The sequence below is a fragment of the Vreelandella glaciei genome (assembly GCF_013415125.1).
Lineage (GTDB): Bacteria > Pseudomonadota > Gammaproteobacteria > Pseudomonadales > Halomonadaceae > Vreelandella > Vreelandella glaciei.
The window spans coordinates 93,098-108,758 of record NZ_JACCDE010000001.1 but is presented as its reverse complement, the minus strand read 5'-3'; the positions used below and the strand labels follow the sequence as shown (position 1 = coordinate 108,758).

Here is a 15,661-nt window from a genome sequence, read left to right as displayed (position 1 = left end):
TGTATTTACCCTGCATTGAAGCCATTAGCCTGTCTTTGTCATCGGGGGCTCGCCCAAAATATCGCGATAAAATGCCTCAGCGGGATAGTGAAACGGCACTGGGCCATCGGGCTCGCCATGAATAAACTGGCTCACCCTGGGGTCTTGATTCGTATCTAAGGTTTGCGGCGTACCATGGGCAACCACCTGACCATCAGCAATTAAATAGAGATAGTCTGCAATGCTCAGAGTCTCTTTAATATCGTGAGACACCACCACAGAGGTGAGTTGCAGCGCTTGATTAAGGCGCTTAATAAGCTGCACTAAAACGCCCATCGAGATGGGGTCCTGACCAACGAAAGGTTCGTCATACAGGATCAACTCCGGGTCCAGCGCCACGGCACGAGCCAGAGCGACCCGCCGCGCCATGCCTCCCGACAGCTCTGCGGGCGTCAAGTGACGCGCCCCCCGCAGCCCGACCGCCTGCAGCTTCAGCAGCACTAGATCGCGCACCATGGTATCGGGCAAATCAGTATGTACGCGTAACGGAAAAGCAACGTTTTCAAATACATCTAAATCGGAAAACAGCGCGCCACTTTGAAATAGCATCCCCATCCGCTTGCGTAGCGTAAATAGCGCCTTACGAGATAGCCGATGAACATCCTGCCCATCAATCACTATCCGCCCACGCTCTGGAGTCAACTGCCCGCCGATTAGCTTAAGCAGCGTGGTTTTACCAGTACCGCTTGGCCCCATAATCGCGGTTACTTTGCCGCGCGGAATCGTCATATTTATGCCGCGAAAAATCTCGTGATCGCCACGTGAAAAATAGAGGTCTTCAATTTCAATAAATGGAGCATCTGTCATGGATCAGTTGACTCTTAACGAGGCGCACTTGGGTTAGCCATCATACCCTATTTGCGGCTATCGCGGTTACAAAACAGTGTTTCTAAAACATTATCAAACATTGTACTATAACGCTACAAGGCACGACGAAACGCTTGAGTGTTTCCACTGGCATACCCGTTTATTGATAGCGAACCCGTAGCAGACCGCCTTATCGTCAAAACGCACCCGGGCTAACGTCCCCAACTACTATCTCAACGACTGCCTATAAAGGGTGCCAAGATGTTATTCTTGGTGGTTACTACTTTTTATATGTTCAATGATTAAGAGAAAACGCTATGCGCCAGCCTCTCGCTCCACCCAGCCTACTACGCGAAAGTGCATTGCGTACGCTGCAAATTGAGCAGGCAGCCATTGGCGGCCTTCAAGCCAAACTAGACGAAAGTTTTGACCGTGCCTGCGAGCTAATTCTCGCCTGCCAAGGCCGCGTGGTGGTGACCGGCATGGGCAAGTCGGGGCATATCGCTGGTAAGCTGGCGGCCACACTTGCCAGCACAGGCACACCAGCTTTTTTCGTTCACCCTGGTGAAGCCAGCCACGGCGATTTAGGCATGATTACCCGTTCCGATGTGGTATTGGCGCTGTCTAACTCGGGTGAAACCGCCGAAGTCACTGCGCTCTTACCGCTGCTTAAACGCCTGGGTACGCCGCTAGTCAGTATGACAGGCCGCCCCAACTCCACGCTGGCTAAACACGCTGATGCGCACCTGAACAGCGGCGTAGAGCGTGAGGCATGCCCGCTCGACTTGGCCCCCACCAGCTCAACAACGGCAGCGCTCGCCCTGGGCGACGCCCTCGCTGTGGCGCTGCTGGAAGCGCGCGGTTTTACCGCTGAAGATTTTGCCCTTTCCCACCCTGGTGGCAGCTTAGGCAAACGCTTGCTGCTGCGCGTTAGAGATCTTATGCACGACGGTGAGCGACTGCCCCAAGTCCCCCTGGGAAGCCCGCTGCGCGACGCGTTATTGGAAATCACCCGTCAAGGGCTAGGCTTTACCTGCGTGGTAGATAGCGATGGCCGCCTAGCCGGGGTATACACTGACGGTGACCTTCGACGCACGCTCGACCAGTTTCACAACCTGCGCGATGTCATCGTTGACGATGTAATGACCCGGCCGGGCAAGCGCATCGCCCCCGACATCCTGGCGGCGGAAGCGGTACGTATCATGGAAGAGAGCCGCATTACGGCGCTAGCAGTGGTTGATGAACAACAGCGTCCTATCGGGGCGCTACATATGCATGACCTGCTTGCCAGCGGCGTTATTTAAGCCAGCGGCGTCATTCAGCAATATTACCGACCCGCTTTACGAATTTAATGATAAGGAGGTTCTATGACCTTACCTAATGCGCTACTTGATCGACTCCGCCGCGTGCGCCTATTAGCGCTGGATGTTGACGGCGTACTGACCGACGGCCGCCTCTACTTTCAGGCTGACGGCATCGAAATCAAAGCATTTCATACTCAGGATGGTCATGGGCTGAAGCTTCTTAAGCGAGTGGGCATACATGTAGCGCTAGTGACGGGCCGCGATTCCCCCATGGTGAGCCAGCGCGCCGCATCACTGGGCATCAACCTGGTCCATCAAGGCTGTGAAGACAAGCTTGCTACCCTGCGCGGGCTTTGTCAGCGTCTCGATATAGAGCTAGAGCAGGTGGCCTACTGTGGTGACGACCTGCCTGACTTGGCCGCTATTAAGCGTTGCGGCGTCGGCATTACCGTCCCTAATGCGCCAGATTACATGCACACCCACGCCGACTGGACCACGGAACGACTAGGTGGCCACGGCGCGGTACGTGAAATCTGTGACACACTGCTTGAATCTCAAGGGCACTGGGGCGCGGTGCTAGACACCTACCTTCACGGTCGCACCTAATGGTGAAGCAGATAAAAGTACGCGTTTGGTTAGCCGGGCTGGTGGTAGCCTTGGGGGCTTTACTGGTGTGGCTTGACCCACAGGGGCCTCAAGACACGGCCATTGACCCTGGAGCGCAGGCCCAGGAGCCAGGCCACGTCCTGGAAAACGCTGAGATCACCCTTTTCGGTGATAAGGGCAGCGTATTACAGGCGCTTAAAACCTCACGTCTGATCCATACGCCGCAGCGTAGTGAAACCTGGACGGAAGAGCCCGAAGCTATTTTATACGACAGCGAAAACCGCCAGTGGCTGGCTAGCGCCGATGTAGGCACGCTTAACATGTCCACTCAGGTCTTGCTGATGTCAGGCTCTGCTCGCCTGATCGCACCGGATGAAGGTTGGCAGTTAGATACCGAATTATTGCACTATGACGGGCTAAACCAGCATGCATGGAGTGAAACACCGGTAGTGCTACAACAGCCGCCCCAGCAAATGAACGCGTCGCGCATGGACGTCTGGCTTAACGAAAGCCAAGTGCGCTTAACTGATAATGTGCGTGGCACGCACCCTCCGGCCACGCAACGCTAACAGGATTTGCCATGAAATCACTGCTATATAGCGCCCTTTTTGCCCTTGCGGTACCGCTCTCGGCACTGGCCCAAAACAGCCAGGCCCCGGTAGAAGTCGAAGCCGACCGCTTAGACCTTGACCAGCGAGCGGGAACCGCTGTCTATACAGGCAATGTCGATATTCGCCAAGGCGGAATGCAATTACGTGGCGAGCGAGTAGAGATCGAACGCAACGAGGCAGGCGAGCTCTCCCGCGCGACCTCCACCGGTGAGCGCGCCTACTTACGTCATCAAGCTGAAGGGCAAGAAGGCCCTACGGAAGGGTGGGCAAGGCGCATTATTTATCATGTCGCTGAACGCCGCGTTGAGCTGATCGACCAAGCCGAATTAACGCAACAAGAAGACACCTTCACCGGCGGTCGCCTTGAGTATTTTATTGACCGTGAAGTGATTCAGGCCCGCTCTGACGTTGACGGCAGCGAAACCCAGCGCATACGTATGACGCTTCAGCCCGAACAATAGGGAGCCAAGCCTTGGCAACTACAGACACCACGCCAATCAAAACCCTATATGCCCACCACTTGGCCAAAAGCTATAAGCGACGCCGAGTCGTTAAAAACATCAATTTAGAGATCTCCCAAGGTAGCGTTGTGGGCTTACTGGGCCCTAACGGCGCGGGTAAAACCACCTCGTTTTATATGATTGTGGGGCTGGTGAAATCCGATGCTGGCAAAGTGGGTATCGACGATGTAGATCTAACCCGCGCCCCAATGCATGAACGCGCTGCGGCGGGTATCGGCTACCTTCCGCAAGAAGCGTCTATTTTTCGTAAATTATCGGTTGCCGATAATATTATGGCGATACTCGAAACGCGCAAAAAGCTCAGCCGTAGCGACCGCGAGCAGCGCCTGGAAGCGCTACTTGAAGATTTTCACATCACCCATATTCGCGACAACCTGGGCATGAGCCTTTCAGGCGGTGAACGCAGGCGTGTGGAGATTGCTCGCTCACTGGCGACAGAACCCGCATTCATTCTGCTGGACGAACCCTTTGCTGGCGTAGACCCCATTTCGGTGGGCGAGATCAAAACCATTATTCGGGCATTAAAGCAGCGCCACATCGGCGTACTGATCACCGACCACAACGTACGCGAAACCCTGGATATTTGTGACATCGCCTACATCGTAGGCGATGGTCAAATCATCGCCAGCGGCTCTCCAGCCTCGATACTCACTAACCAGAAAGTGCGAGAGGTTTATCTAGGCGCCGATTTCCGCCTCTAGCTTATTTTTCACGTCTAATTAGCGCTCTCCAACAACTTTACTACCAATGGCATGCTTATTGCACTTGCACCGGAGACCTACTCGCACTAGGGTGGAGCATTCTGATTAACGAGTGGTTCTCAGATGGTCATGAAAGCTTCTCTTCAACTGCGCATCGGCACACAGCTGACCATGACACCTCAGCTGCAGCAGGCCATTGCCCTGTTACAGCTATCAACGCTGGACTTACGACAAGAAATTCAGCAGGCCCTAGATGCCAACCCCATGCTGGAACAAGAGGATGAATTTGGCGAACAGGCTGCCAGCGAGCCCAAAGAGGAAGAGTGGTCAGAGAGCATTCCCACCGAGCTCTCGGTAGATAGTGACTGGTCTGATACCTACCAAGATATGGGCAGTCACGGCGGCACCAGCAGCGAAGGACCTGATTTTGAGCGCCAAGCGGCTGGCCAGAGTCTTCATGGGCATTTGCTGTGGCAGCTCGCCATGACTGATTTTGGCGCACGAGAGCAACTTGTCGCAGAAAGTCTTATCGACGCGCTAGATGCTAATGGCTATTTAACCCAGCCGCTCAACGACATCCGTGAAGGGCTTCGCGCCCAAGGCGTCGATGGACTTAGCCAGCGCGAAGTAGAAACTATTCTGCTTAAGCTTCAGCAATTTGAGCCAACAGGGATATTCGCCCGCGACCTGCGTGAGTGCCTGATGCTGCAGCTGGCCACTCTTCCCGATGATACGCCGTTGCTGGTTCCTGCCCGCCGCTTAGTACGGCAGTTTCTGGAAGCACTAGGCAAAGATGACATGCGCTTACTTAAACGCCGCCTGGGACTCGATGATGACCAGCTGGCTGATGTCATTCTCCTCATTCGTAGCCTTGATCCACGCCCAGGCAGCGCCTATGGCGATACCGATGATAGTTATGTAACGCCCGACCTGGTCGTACGCCATGACCACGAAGGCTGGCACTTAGAGCTCAATCCTGAGGCATTGCCAAGACTGCGCATTCAGCCCGACTACGCAAGCTTAATAAAGCGTGCGGATAAAAGTCAGGACAATCAGTTTTTAAAAGAGCATTTGCAGGAAGCGCGCTGGCTGATCAAGAGCCTATCTAGCCGCAACGATACGCTACTGCGCGTTGGCCGCGAGATTATCACCCGGCAAATTGGCTTTTTAGAACACGGCGAAGAAGCCATGAAGCCGCTCATATTGGCCGATATCGCCGAGGCCGTGGAAATGCACGAATCGACTATTTCCAGGGTGACCACTCAGAAATTCATTCATACGCCTCGCGGCGTATTTGAACTCAAATACTTTTTCTCAAGCCAAGTCAGCGGCCAGGATGGTGACAGCCATTCAAGCACCGCTATCCGCGCTCGGCTTAAGAAATTGGTTCAAGAGGAGCCGCCAGGAAAGCCTCTTTCTGATAGCCGCTTAGTCACGCTATTAGGAGAGGGGGGAGTTCAAGTAGCGCGTCGAACGGTGGCTAAATACCGTGAAGCCATGGGCATTCCCTCCTCTAGCGAGCGACGTCGTTTGCGCTAGCACAAATCAACGTATTAGGGAAACTCTCGACAAGGGCTTTGCAACGCGGCAAAAAGGGTTACAATCGAAGTACAGTCCGATGGATAAGGAGTACGTCAATGCAAGTTAATATCACTGGTCATCACGTAGAACTGACTGACGCCTTGCGTGACTATGTCAACGAAAAGCTTGAACGTGTAGAGCGCCATTATGACAATATAACCACGGTGCAAGTCACCTTATCTGTGGAGAAAGAGCGCCAGCAGGCCGCCTGTACACTGCACGCAGCAGGTGCTGATTTACATGCGGAAGCCCTAGACAGTGATATGTACGCCGCTATTGACGCATTAGCGGACAAAATTGACCGGCAACTCGTTAAACATAAGGAAAAAGCACAAGCTCGCGCCCAAGGCGCAGGCGTGCGTTAATTCAATGACGTTGGAAACCATACTCCCCCCGGAACGTGTTCTATTTGACGTCCCCGGGGGCAGCAAAAAAAGGGTGCTGGAATTTTTCAGCACCTTTATTGCCCAAAATATCCCCAGTCTGGACAGCCAAGAAGTGTTTAGCCGTTTAATTGGCCGTGAGCGCTTAGGCAGTACCGGGATTGGTAACGGCGTGGCTATTCCCCATGCGCGTAGTCCTCACTGCTCGGCCCCGATTGCTGGTTTTTTAAAACTCGCAGAAGCGATTGATTTTGACGCTATCGACGGCGACCCGGTGGATCTGGTGTTTGTATTGCTAGTTCCAGAAGAGGCTGATGACACACATCTTTCTTTGCTCGGCCAGGTAGCGACCATCATGAACGATGCGGATACGCGTCAGAAACTGCGTAAAGCAGGCAGCCAACGCGAACTACTTGAGTTGCTTACCGCTAAAATTCGTGAGCAAACAACTTCCTGAAAGCCTAAACCTGCCAAGCGGTACTCAACGGCAGGTTGATTTGCGCTCACCACCCTTAACGCAGCTTGATCAAAGCAAAGAGAGACTCTATGCAACTTGTGATCATTAGCGGCCGCTCTGGGTCAGGTAAATCTATCGCCTTACAAGCGCTTGAAGATCTTGGCTACTATGCGATTGATAACCTCCCTGCCATGTTGCTGGGGTCGTTGGTGGACGAATTACGCGACCAGGGCGACCGCGCCCATTTGGCGGTCAGTATCGATGCCCGTAACTTGCCTGGCGCCCTGGCACGACTGCCCTCTTTATTAGAGGATTTGCGGCAACGTAAAATTGATTTTCAAGTGATCTATCTGACCACTGATGCGCGCATCCTACTTGAGCGTTACTCCGCAACACGGCGGCGGCACCCGCTGACGCGCGATAGCGAAATGACGCTTGAAGAGGCTATCAATAAAGAAGAAGAAACGCTGCTCGACATTCGTGATCTAGCCGATTTATTGATCGATACCTCGAGGCTATCAGTTCACGATTTGCGTCGTCGCATTACCGACCAAGTCGCCCATCAGCGGCGCGACAAGCTCACGCTGACGCTTGAGTCGTTTGGTTATAAGCGCGGTGTACCGTTGGATGCTGATTTGGTTTTCGACGTGCGCTGCCTGCCAAACCCATATTGGGACCCAACGCTACGCCAATTCACAGGCCGCGATGCGAACATAGTGGCCTTCTTAAGCGGTTATCCCATCGTAGACGCCATGAGTAACGATATTCAGGCTTGGCTTGAGCGCTGGCTGCCCGCTTACCAAGATAGCCAGCGTAGCTACATGACTATCGCGATTGGCTGTACCGGTGGGCAACACCGCTCGGTCTATATGGTCGAACAGCTAGCAGAGCGATTAGTACACAGTATGGGCGAAATTCAATTACGTCATCGCGAGCTAGGCTTGCAGTACACATTAAATGAACAGCCAGCTGCTCCGCCCGCCAGCACATCCCAAACCGACGAGCAGCAAGCAACGTCTTAAGCGCTTCTATCCATTAATGACACCACTCGGCGAAAAGGAACCAGGGTGCCAGAAAGAATTCTCACACTTACCAATCAACGCGGCCTGCATGCACGCGCGGCGACCAAACTGGTAAAATGCGGCCAACAGTTCACGGCGACAATACGTGTTCAAAAACAGCAACAGGTCGCTGACGCCGCCAACATCATGTCACTGCTGATGCTCGCCGCCCCTTGCGGTACCGAGCTAACCATCAACGCTGAAGGCGATGACGCCGAACAGGCGCTTGATGCTATTCAAGCGCTGTTCGATGCTCGTTTTGAGGAAGATCAGTAGCTTTTAATCTCCCGCTACGGTCATGGCATCAATTAACCAACTACCCGTGTGAACACTGCCACGGGTATCGGTGTCATCGCCAATCCCCACTAACCCGGCAAACATCCGCTCCAGGTTCCCGGCAATCGTAAACTCCTCGATCGGGTACTGTACTTTTCCATCCTCTACCCAAAACCCTGCAGCGCCACGTGAGTAATCACCGGTCACGCCGTTAACGCCCTGCCCCATCAGCTCGGTTACCCAAATCCCCCGGCCCATCTCTTTTAATAGACTGTCACGGGATTGCAGTGGTGCCACTAAACGCACATTTCGTGCCCCACCAGCATTGCCCGTGGTTTGCATACTCAGCCGACGAGCGCTGTAGGAAGAGAGCATATAGCTGGCAATGCTGCCCTGATCGATAAAACGATTATTACGGGTTTGCACGCCCTCGCCATCAAACGGCGAACTCGCTGTGGCACCGATTTCCATTGGACGTTCTTCAAGGCTGAACCAATCAGGAAACAGCGGCGTGCCAAGCCGATCACACAGAAAAGAGGCTTGGCGATATAAAGCACCACCTGCTAAACCACTCAGTAAATGACCAATCAATCCACTGGACAGCGACGGGTCAAATAGCACTGGAAAGGTGCCCGTGGGCGGACGTTTTGCGCCGAGCCTGCGCAGCGTACGCTCGGCGGCCTCACGGCCCACCTCGGCGGGGTCGCGCAGTGCCTTGGGATCGCGTGCAGAAGTGTAGTCGTAGTCGCGCTGCATACCGCTCGCATCCTGTGCAATCAGCATGCATGAAAGAGAGTGACTACTGCCCTTTTGGGTGCCTAAAAAGCCGTGGCTATTAGCATAAACGCGCACGCCTTCGCCACTCGAAAGTGATGCGCCATCCGACTGAGAGATACCGTCAACATCACGCCCCGCCTGCTCGCAAGCAAGCGCTAGCTCGATCGCCTCATCGGTTGTGAGTGCCCAGGGGTAATGCACTTCCAGATCGGGTAACTCGGTGGCCATCAACGATGCATCGGCCAACCCGGCGGCCGGATCTTCTCCGGTATAGCGGGCAATCGCCAGCGCTTTTTCTACCGCAGCCTGGATCGAGGCACTGCTAGCATCCGTTGATGAGGCACTACCTTTACGCTGGCCTACGTAAAGCGTCACGGCGATGCCCTGATCACGGGATAACTCAACCGTCTCAACTTCACCCTGGCGTACGCTAACACCTATTCCCTGATCGACGCTTGCGCCTACTTCGGCAGCATCCGCGCCCAAGCGCTTTGCCAACGCTAGCGCCTCTTCGGCCCGCGCGGTCAGTAACGACTGCTGCGCGGATGCATCAAATGCCTGTGCCATATGTCCTCCTATCTCAACCGAATGTCTCCAAGAGAATGTCTTCGGCGAATCAATGTTGTACTCGCAGCTGGTATAATGCCGCAACGAATTTTATCTGTGAGCCACACTATGCGTAAGCAACGTCCCGACCCCGTTGAAGTTGAAGAGCAGGAAGAACGCCCAAGCAAGTCGCAACTCAAACGCGAAATGCATGCCTTACAGGCACTTGGGGAAACGTTAATCGCCATGCGACCGGCAGAGCGCGCCCGCTTCCCCCTTTCTGACGATATGCTGCGTGCTATCGAGGAAACCTCGCGGATTCGTTCTCATGAAGGCCGCCGCCGCCATATGCAGTACGTCGGCAAACTTATCCGTAAAGAGGACCTCGCCGCCATCCAAGGCGTGTTCGATTCCATTGATCAAGAGCAGGAACAGCGCGACCACGCGTTTCACCGTCTCGAAAAATGGCGTGAACGCTTAATTGACGAAGGCGATGATGCTGTTGACCTGTTCATGGCGGAGCATCCCGATGCGGACCGCCAAACGCTGCGTCAATTAATTCGCAACGCCCAGCGCGAACGCGAGCAGGGCAAACCACCGACCAGCTCGCGTAAGCTCTTCAAACACCTTCGCGAAACCTTAGCGCTTTAAAACAGGCGCTTTAAAAGCAGTTCTTGAAAAAAGCTTTTTAAGACTGCGTGCCGCCAACGGTCAGCTCATCCAATTTCAGGGTGGGCTGGCCGACACCGACCGGCACGCCCTGCCCCTCTTTACCACACACACCAATCCCGGTGTCCAACGCCATGTCGTGGCCAATCATGGAAACGCGCTGCATGGCTTCCGGACCATTGCCGATTAAAGTGGCCCCTTTAACAGGCGCGGTCACCTTGCCGTCTTCAATCAGGTAGGCTTCGCTGGCGGAGAACACGAATTTACCCGAGGTAATATCCACCTGGCCGCCGCCAAAGCTGACCGCGTAAATACCGCGCTTAACGCTTTTGATAATATCGCTAGGCTCATCCTGACCAGCCAGCATGACCGTGTTGGTCATGCGTGGCATCGGCAAGTGGGCGAAAGATTCACGCCGCGCGTTTCCTGTGGGCGCCATGCCCATTAATCGGGCATTGAGCTTATCCTGCATATAGCCTGTTAAAATGCCGTCTTCAATAAGCGGCGTATACTGACCCGGCGTCCCTTCGTCATCCACGCTCATTGAGCCACGGCTATCCGATATCGTCGCATCGTCGACAATGGTGACGCCTTTAGCGGCCACACGCTCGCCCATCTTGCCAGCAAAGGCGGAACTGCCTTTACGATTGAAATCACCTTCAAGGCCGTGCCCTACCGCTTCATGCAGCAAGATTCCCGGCCAGCCGGATGCCAACACCACAGGCATTTGCCCTGCGGGTGCATCAATGGCTTCCAGGTTAACCAACGCCTGACGCACCGCCTCTTTGGCGTACTGCTCCGCCACTTGATCATCACGCAGTTTAGCCATGGAGTAACGACCGCCGCCACCGGCGCTGCCGCGTTCGCGACGCCCATTCTTAACTGCAATCACGCTGACATTGAAGCGCACCAGCGGGCGGATATCGGCCGCCAACGTGCCGTCACTAGCCCGCACCAACACCACTTCATAGGTGCCCGATAAGGAGGCACTTACCTGACTAATACTGGGGTCGGCAGCACGCGCCACACGGTCAGCCTGTTTCAGCATGGCGACTTTCTCTTCAGCACTCAGGCCAGCCAAGGGATCAATCCCTGCATAGCGCGACATGGCGGACACCGGACTAACCAGTTGCCCAGGCAAGCGCTTACCACTGCGCACAATGCCAGCCGCGGTGCGGCCGGTATCCATCAATGCATTGGCGGTAATTTGGTTGGAGTAGGCAAAACCAGTCTTCTCACCCGCCAGCGAACGCACGCCGACACCACCATCGATATTATAACTGGCCTCTTTTACCTCGCTATCTTCCAGCACCCAGCCCTCTTGCCAAGTCCGCTGGAAATAAAGGTCGGCGTAGTCAATACCCGCGCCCATGGCGTAGCCCAACCCTGTTTCCAGAGCGTCTAAATCCAACCCTCCGGGAGTCAACAGGATGGCTGCAGCGGTATCTACATCACTTTTATATGCGGTCATTGGGGGCCTTCTAAAGTAACCTGCGGCGAAGTCCATGGGCCTCGCACGCGATAATGAAGCGTTGTGGCGCGATCAAGGGCGTCGCCAAACAGTTGATCGGCGAGAAATAGCGCGCCGCCGACGATGGGCGCACCAACGGCAATGGCCGCGATCGGCAAACTTTGCGTCACTGGTAGTGTGACGCCAAGCCGCTGGTCAAGTTCACGCGTTACAAGATCGACGTTGCCTGTTAGCGTTAGGGTGGTGGCCGGGGCGTCAATTTGCAATGGGCCGCGAAGTGTTAGCAGTCCACCGGTTACATCGGCGGTACCGTTTACCCGGTCAAATGCAGTGCCCTGGCCGGTAACGTCAGAAAAATCCAAGCGCAGCCGTCGTAAGATGTTATCGAAATTGAGCAAGCCGATTAACCGCGCCGGTGCCGATTCCAGGGTGACGAAGCTGCCGTCACGAATGTCGGTGCTGATATAGCCATCGGCATGCCTTAACGCAAGTTGCCAGGGGGCGCCTGGCCAATCCAGCGAGGCCACCACATCGGTGCTGCGGCTGCGCATGGCCACAGGCTGGTCTAGGCGCTCAAGGGCGGTGCCGATATCCCCACCTTGAATTGAGATATCCGCACGGGTGTGGCTGGAAGAGGCATTACCCTCCCAGTACAACTCGCCTCGCGCTGAGAGCTGGCCAAGGGTCAACCCAACCGGAGTGAGCGAAAAGCGCTCTCCATCGGTTTGCCAGTAGGCCGTCAACGGACCGAAACGGCGTGGCCCCATGGAAATTTCGGATAATCGCAATCGCCCATTAGGCACATCGGCCAGCCAATCGGGAATGGCGGCTGGCGCCTGGCGCTGGGTTTTAACCGCTTGCATCCAGGAGTCTGGCGTAGGCGCATCACTGTCATGTTGCTTGTTAGCTAACGCCAGCAAACGATCAAGTGACAACGCTTCAATCGTCATATCCAAGGGCTGCGGCGATTGCGCATTGTACTGTAAGCGCCCGGTCACAAGATTACCGCTTAAATCCATATCGATGAGGTCACCGTTCATGCCACCGGTGGCACTAAGGCTGCCTAAACACTCATCTTGATAAACCACGCAGGGTGTCGATAACGCTACTGTTAAGGGCACCTGGCCGTTACCATTGCTGGGCGTAGACGCGCCTTCTGCCATTAATGGTGCAATCGTCTGCTGCCAAGCCAGCGGGTCAATACGTGGCACATCGGCATCAATGCTAAATCCAGCCTGAGTAGGCCAAGCGTGCGTGCGCGCTGCCTCATTGCCTAGATATAGCGACCCGGCAAGAGAGCCGTTACGCTGCTGAAGTCGTGCGGAAGCAATATCAGCCAAACGGCTTTGGATCCGTCCAGCTTCAATGTCAGCCGTCACACTCCAGGGCCATGGCTGCTGGGCCGACTTGGCAAAGGGTGCCGGTAAATGGCTGGTGACACCGAGTAGACGGCTTTCAAGGCGCAGGGTTGGCGTGGGCATTAAGCTGACATTGCCTTGCCACTGTAGCTGTCCTTCTAACGGCAGGCGCCCTTGGCTGTCATTTAATCCAGCAAGCTCAAAAAGTGCCGAGGTCGCTACATTACCCTGCAGCTCTATTCTGTCGTCTTGGGTGTGAATATCTGCGGCTATTTGCCCGCCTAGCAATTGGCCACTGGCGTCACCCACCAGCCCGCTGCTCTCTCCGTCCTGCAGCCAAGCGAGGTCACCCTGGACCGACTGAAGCCGTAAATCCAACGGCTGGTAAACCACTTCGGAGAAGCGTGGCAAGGCGTTAATTTCCAGTTGCAGCGCATCAGGCGTTTCCAGCGGTAGCGACAAGGCAATATCGCCATTAACATCGCCCGTTACGCGCAAATCACTCAGTGGGGAAAGATCAATATCGGGCATCGCCTGTAAAAAGGTCGTTAACGCTGAACCATCCGCCTGCAGCTGGCCCGATAGATTAAGTATCTCATTCTCCATTACCACTTCACCCTCTGAAGCAGTCACACCATGGCTTTGGGCATGTTCAACTTCAGCCTCTAACACCTTATTTTGCCATTTTAGACGGCCTTCAACGTCATCAAGACGTGGCCAGCCTGGCGCAATCGGCAAATGGCCTTGTGTAATTTCCAGCGCAAGTGTGGCGGTAAAATCCTCAGCGGTTACCGTTTCTCCTAAGGGTTGGCTTAGCTGTAACGCCCCCTCGGTGACATAGCCACCGATATCGTTGAGCAGCCAATCGCGTAGCCCTTCATCCATCACGCTAAGCGGCAACCACTGAGCCAGCGGTCGGTCTAGCGCGTCCACCTCACTAAAATCTAGATCTAAGCCAAAATGGCCACGCTGATTACCGGTGACTAAACCAAAACCACCCGACACCTGGGCGCCATCCCAGTCAACGCTGAGGTTCTTGCCACTCACCATGGTATTGGGACCATCGTATACCCACTCCACTTCCCCTTCGGCACGTCTTAACTGCATGGGAGCGGTAAAAAACTCGGGGAAATAGAGGGTACTGTCGCCGTCGCTGCTAAACAGTACACGGCCACGAAAATCCCGCGCCTGCACCCAGGCATCCAACGGGCCGCCGCCAGGGGCCTGCTGCCAAGGCGAGACCTCGACACCGGTTAGGGCCGCATCGACTCCCCAGCGGCCCTCTTGCTGCCCAACGTGCAATCCCTGGACTTGCCCGCGGGGGGCAAGGGTTTGCAATACTCGCGTTACTGACTCAGGTAGCAATACATAATCGCGCCAGGCTGTCAGCGAGGCGAGTTCAAAGGCACTGGTGCGAACTTCCCACCTCCCTGGTTGATGGGTGGCGTGCCAGTATCGCGGCAAGGCCGGGCCAACGCTGCCCCCGAGGGGTTGCGCCCACTCGACACTATCAGCGTCACCACTCAGCCATGCCTCGCCTCCGTCGCCGTCACGCTGCCATAAGCCATTCGCTTCAATATCCCTTAGCACCGCGTACTGAACATTATGGCGAAGGGTTAACTGGGGCACATCGACGGCAACACGGGCCTCCTCAAGACGCCCAGCGCTCCAGCGGCCCCATAGCCGCGCACTCCCCCCGGCCTGCTCTAAATAGGCGGCATGATCAGGACGGAACATAGCGGCCAGCACTACCAATTGGTCAAGCTGAATATCCAGCTGCAGTGCGGCAGAAAAGTCGCTAAAGCCATGTTGACCGGGCTGCATCTCAACCTTCATTTCAGCCGCGGGAAGGGCAACCTTGCGCGCTTGCTGTAAAGATTCCGCAATATTGATCGCGCCTTCCAGCCGTGTGCGCCGCTCATCGCCAGTCAGCAGCAGTGTCTCCGCATGTAACATCACGGTGTCGTGCATACCATGCAGCACCACGCGGGTGTCATCTACCCACAGACGCTGGCGTAATATGAGCCCGGCCCAGTCATCAATAGCGGCCAGATCGACATCCGGCTCAGCCGCCATTAATAGCGGCAACTCGGCAGGCTCAGGCCATTGCCAAGAAGCTCCCGTGCCTTGATAGAGATGAAACTCGGTTCCGCTTATGCGTGCGTCGCTAAAAATCGGCGCCCTATTGACAAGTGATGCCCAAGTATCCAAACGCAGCCCCGCATGGTCCAGGGAAAACAGTGCTTGGCCATCGGGCGTTTCTGCGCTCAACCCATCAAGGCTTAACAGCAGGTCGCTCCGGGCGAAGGAAAGCGATAACCGCTCAATAGTGACCGGCACGCCAATACGCGCTTCAAGCAGCGCTTCAATGCGGGGGGTAAGAGCGTCGGATTGACTGAAGGCCAAGCGGAGCAATAGCAGCAACATAGCGGTGCTGCCTAGCAGCCAGGCCGCTATCACTAAACTCCAACGCACTAGCGAACGAGTCTGCAT

15 protein-coding genes are annotated in these 15,661 nt (G+C 55.3%); 11 read left to right on the top strand and 4 right to left on the bottom strand.

Going from position 1 to position 15,661, the window contains the following annotated elements; genetic code table 11:
* Positions 1-24: 24 nt before the first annotated feature.
* Entirely contained in the window at positions 25-846 is an 822-nt protein-coding gene (locus tag HZS80_RS00485) for an ATP-binding cassette domain-containing protein (protein ID WP_179914818.1), read from the bottom strand.
* Between the two features lie 317 nt (positions 847-1,163).
* Between HZS80_RS00485 and HZS80_RS00480 the strand changes: the two genes are divergently transcribed.
* The 10 genes from HZS80_RS00480 to HZS80_RS00435 all read left to right on the top strand — a co-directional run bounded on the left by HZS80_RS00480 (position 1,164) and on the right by HZS80_RS00435 (position 8,347).
* Positions 1,164-2,150, top strand: a complete 987-nt coding sequence (locus HZS80_RS00480) for a KpsF/GutQ family sugar-phosphate isomerase (RefSeq protein WP_179914817.1) — start codon at positions 1,164-1,166, stop codon at positions 2,148-2,150.
* Positions 2,151-2,213: 63 nt separating this feature from the next.
* Positions 2,214-2,756, top strand: coding sequence for a KdsC family phosphatase (locus HZS80_RS00475; RefSeq protein WP_035566341.1), 543 nt, complete (start codon positions 2,214-2,216; stop codon positions 2,754-2,756).
* A complete protein-coding gene (gene lptC / locus HZS80_RS00470) occupies positions 2,756-3,325 on the top strand; it encodes an LPS export ABC transporter periplasmic protein LptC (RefSeq protein WP_179914816.1) in 570 nt (189 codons plus the stop codon). Before HZS80_RS00475 ends, lptC begins: the two co-directional genes overlap by 1 nt.
* Positions 3,326-3,336: 11 nt before the next feature.
* Complete coding sequence (gene lptA / locus HZS80_RS00465) at positions 3,337-3,828, top strand: lipopolysaccharide transport periplasmic protein LptA (protein ID WP_035566346.1); 492 nt, start codon at positions 3,337-3,339, stop codon at positions 3,826-3,828.
* A gap of 11 nt (positions 3,829-3,839) precedes the next feature.
* Complete coding sequence (lptB, locus tag HZS80_RS00460; RefSeq protein ID WP_179914815.1) at positions 3,840-4,589, top strand: LPS export ABC transporter ATP-binding protein; 750 nt, start codon at positions 3,840-3,842, stop codon at positions 4,587-4,589.
* 123 nt (positions 4,590-4,712) lie between these two features.
* Positions 4,713-6,128: an RNA polymerase factor sigma-54 gene (locus HZS80_RS00455; RefSeq protein WP_179914814.1), complete on the top strand. Its 1,416-nt coding sequence runs from the start codon at positions 4,713-4,715 to the stop codon at positions 6,126-6,128.
* A gap of 98 nt (positions 6,129-6,226) precedes the next feature.
* Entirely contained in the window at positions 6,227-6,535 is a 309-nt protein-coding gene (gene hpf / locus HZS80_RS00450; protein WP_007114683.1) for a ribosome hibernation-promoting factor, HPF/YfiA family, read from the top strand.
* 4 nt (positions 6,536-6,539) lie between these two features.
* On the top strand, positions 6,540-7,010 hold the full coding sequence (locus HZS80_RS00445) for a PTS sugar transporter subunit IIA (RefSeq protein ID WP_008958649.1): 471 nt from the start codon (positions 6,540-6,542) through the stop codon (positions 7,008-7,010).
* 89 nt (positions 7,011-7,099) lie between these two features.
* Positions 7,100-8,032, top strand: coding sequence for an RNase adapter RapZ (gene rapZ / locus HZS80_RS00440; protein ID WP_179914813.1), 933 nt, complete (start codon positions 7,100-7,102; stop codon positions 8,030-8,032).
* Positions 8,033-8,077: 45 nt separating this feature from the next.
* Entirely contained in the window at positions 8,078-8,347 is a 270-nt protein-coding gene (locus HZS80_RS00435; RefSeq protein WP_008958647.1) for an HPr family phosphocarrier protein, read from the top strand.
* Positions 8,348-8,350: 3 nt separating this feature from the next.
* Here the strand turns inward: HZS80_RS00435 and pmbA are convergent, their stop codons facing one another.
* Positions 8,351-9,691 (bottom strand): metalloprotease PmbA, encoded by a 1,341-nt coding sequence (gene pmbA, locus HZS80_RS00430; protein ID WP_179914812.1) that lies wholly within the window; start codon positions 9,689-9,691, stop codon positions 8,351-8,353.
* 108 nt (positions 9,692-9,799) lie between these two features.
* Here pmbA and yjgA point away from each other — a divergent pair, with 108 nt between their 5' ends.
* Positions 9,800-10,321 (top strand): ribosome biogenesis factor YjgA, encoded by a 522-nt coding sequence (gene yjgA / locus HZS80_RS00425; RefSeq protein ID WP_008958645.1) that lies wholly within the window; start codon positions 9,800-9,802, stop codon positions 10,319-10,321.
* 37 nt (positions 10,322-10,358) lie between these two features.
* On the opposite strand, the gene tldD is transcribed toward yjgA, so the two are convergent.
* Positions 10,359-11,810, bottom strand: a complete 1,452-nt coding sequence (tldD, locus tag HZS80_RS00420) for a metalloprotease TldD (protein WP_179914811.1) — start codon at positions 11,808-11,810, stop codon at positions 10,359-10,361.
* Positions 11,807-15,661, bottom strand: coding sequence for a YhdP family phospholipid transporter (locus HZS80_RS00415; RefSeq protein ID WP_179914810.1), 3,855 nt, complete (start codon positions 15,659-15,661; stop codon positions 11,807-11,809). Before HZS80_RS00415 ends, tldD begins: the two co-directional genes overlap by 4 nt.

Coding starts and splice junctions, on each gene's coding strand:
- tldD (WP_179914811.1), bottom strand. CDS start 11,810: ATGACCGCATATAAAAGTGATGTAGATACCGCTGCAGCCATCCTGTTG.
- rapZ (WP_179914813.1), top strand. CDS start 7,100: ATGCAACTTGTGATCATTAGCGGCCGCTCTGGGTCAGGTAAATCTATC.
- HZS80_RS00485 (WP_179914818.1), bottom strand. CDS start 846: ATGACAGATGCTCCATTTATTGAAATTGAAGACCTCTATTTTTCACGT.
- hpf (WP_007114683.1), top strand. CDS start 6,227: ATGCAAGTTAATATCACTGGTCATCACGTAGAACTGACTGACGCCTTG.
- pmbA (WP_179914812.1), bottom strand. CDS start 9,691: ATGGCACAGGCATTTGATGCATCCGCGCAGCAGTCGTTACTGACCGCG.
- HZS80_RS00415 (WP_179914810.1), bottom strand. CDS start 15,661: ATGCAGACTCGTTCGCTAGTGCGTTGGAGTTTAGTGATAGCGGCCTGG.
- HZS80_RS00480 (WP_179914817.1), top strand. CDS start 1,164: ATGCGCCAGCCTCTCGCTCCACCCAGCCTACTACGCGAAAGTGCATTG.
- lptC (WP_179914816.1), top strand. CDS start 2,756: ATGGTGAAGCAGATAAAAGTACGCGTTTGGTTAGCCGGGCTGGTGGTA.
- HZS80_RS00445 (WP_008958649.1), top strand. CDS start 6,540: ATGACGTTGGAAACCATACTCCCCCCGGAACGTGTTCTATTTGACGTC.
- HZS80_RS00455 (WP_179914814.1), top strand. CDS start 4,713: ATGGTCATGAAAGCTTCTCTTCAACTGCGCATCGGCACACAGCTGACC.
- yjgA (WP_008958645.1), top strand. CDS start 9,800: ATGCGTAAGCAACGTCCCGACCCCGTTGAAGTTGAAGAGCAGGAAGAA.
- lptA (WP_035566346.1), top strand. CDS start 3,337: ATGAAATCACTGCTATATAGCGCCCTTTTTGCCCTTGCGGTACCGCTC.
- HZS80_RS00475 (WP_035566341.1), top strand. CDS start 2,214: ATGACCTTACCTAATGCGCTACTTGATCGACTCCGCCGCGTGCGCCTA.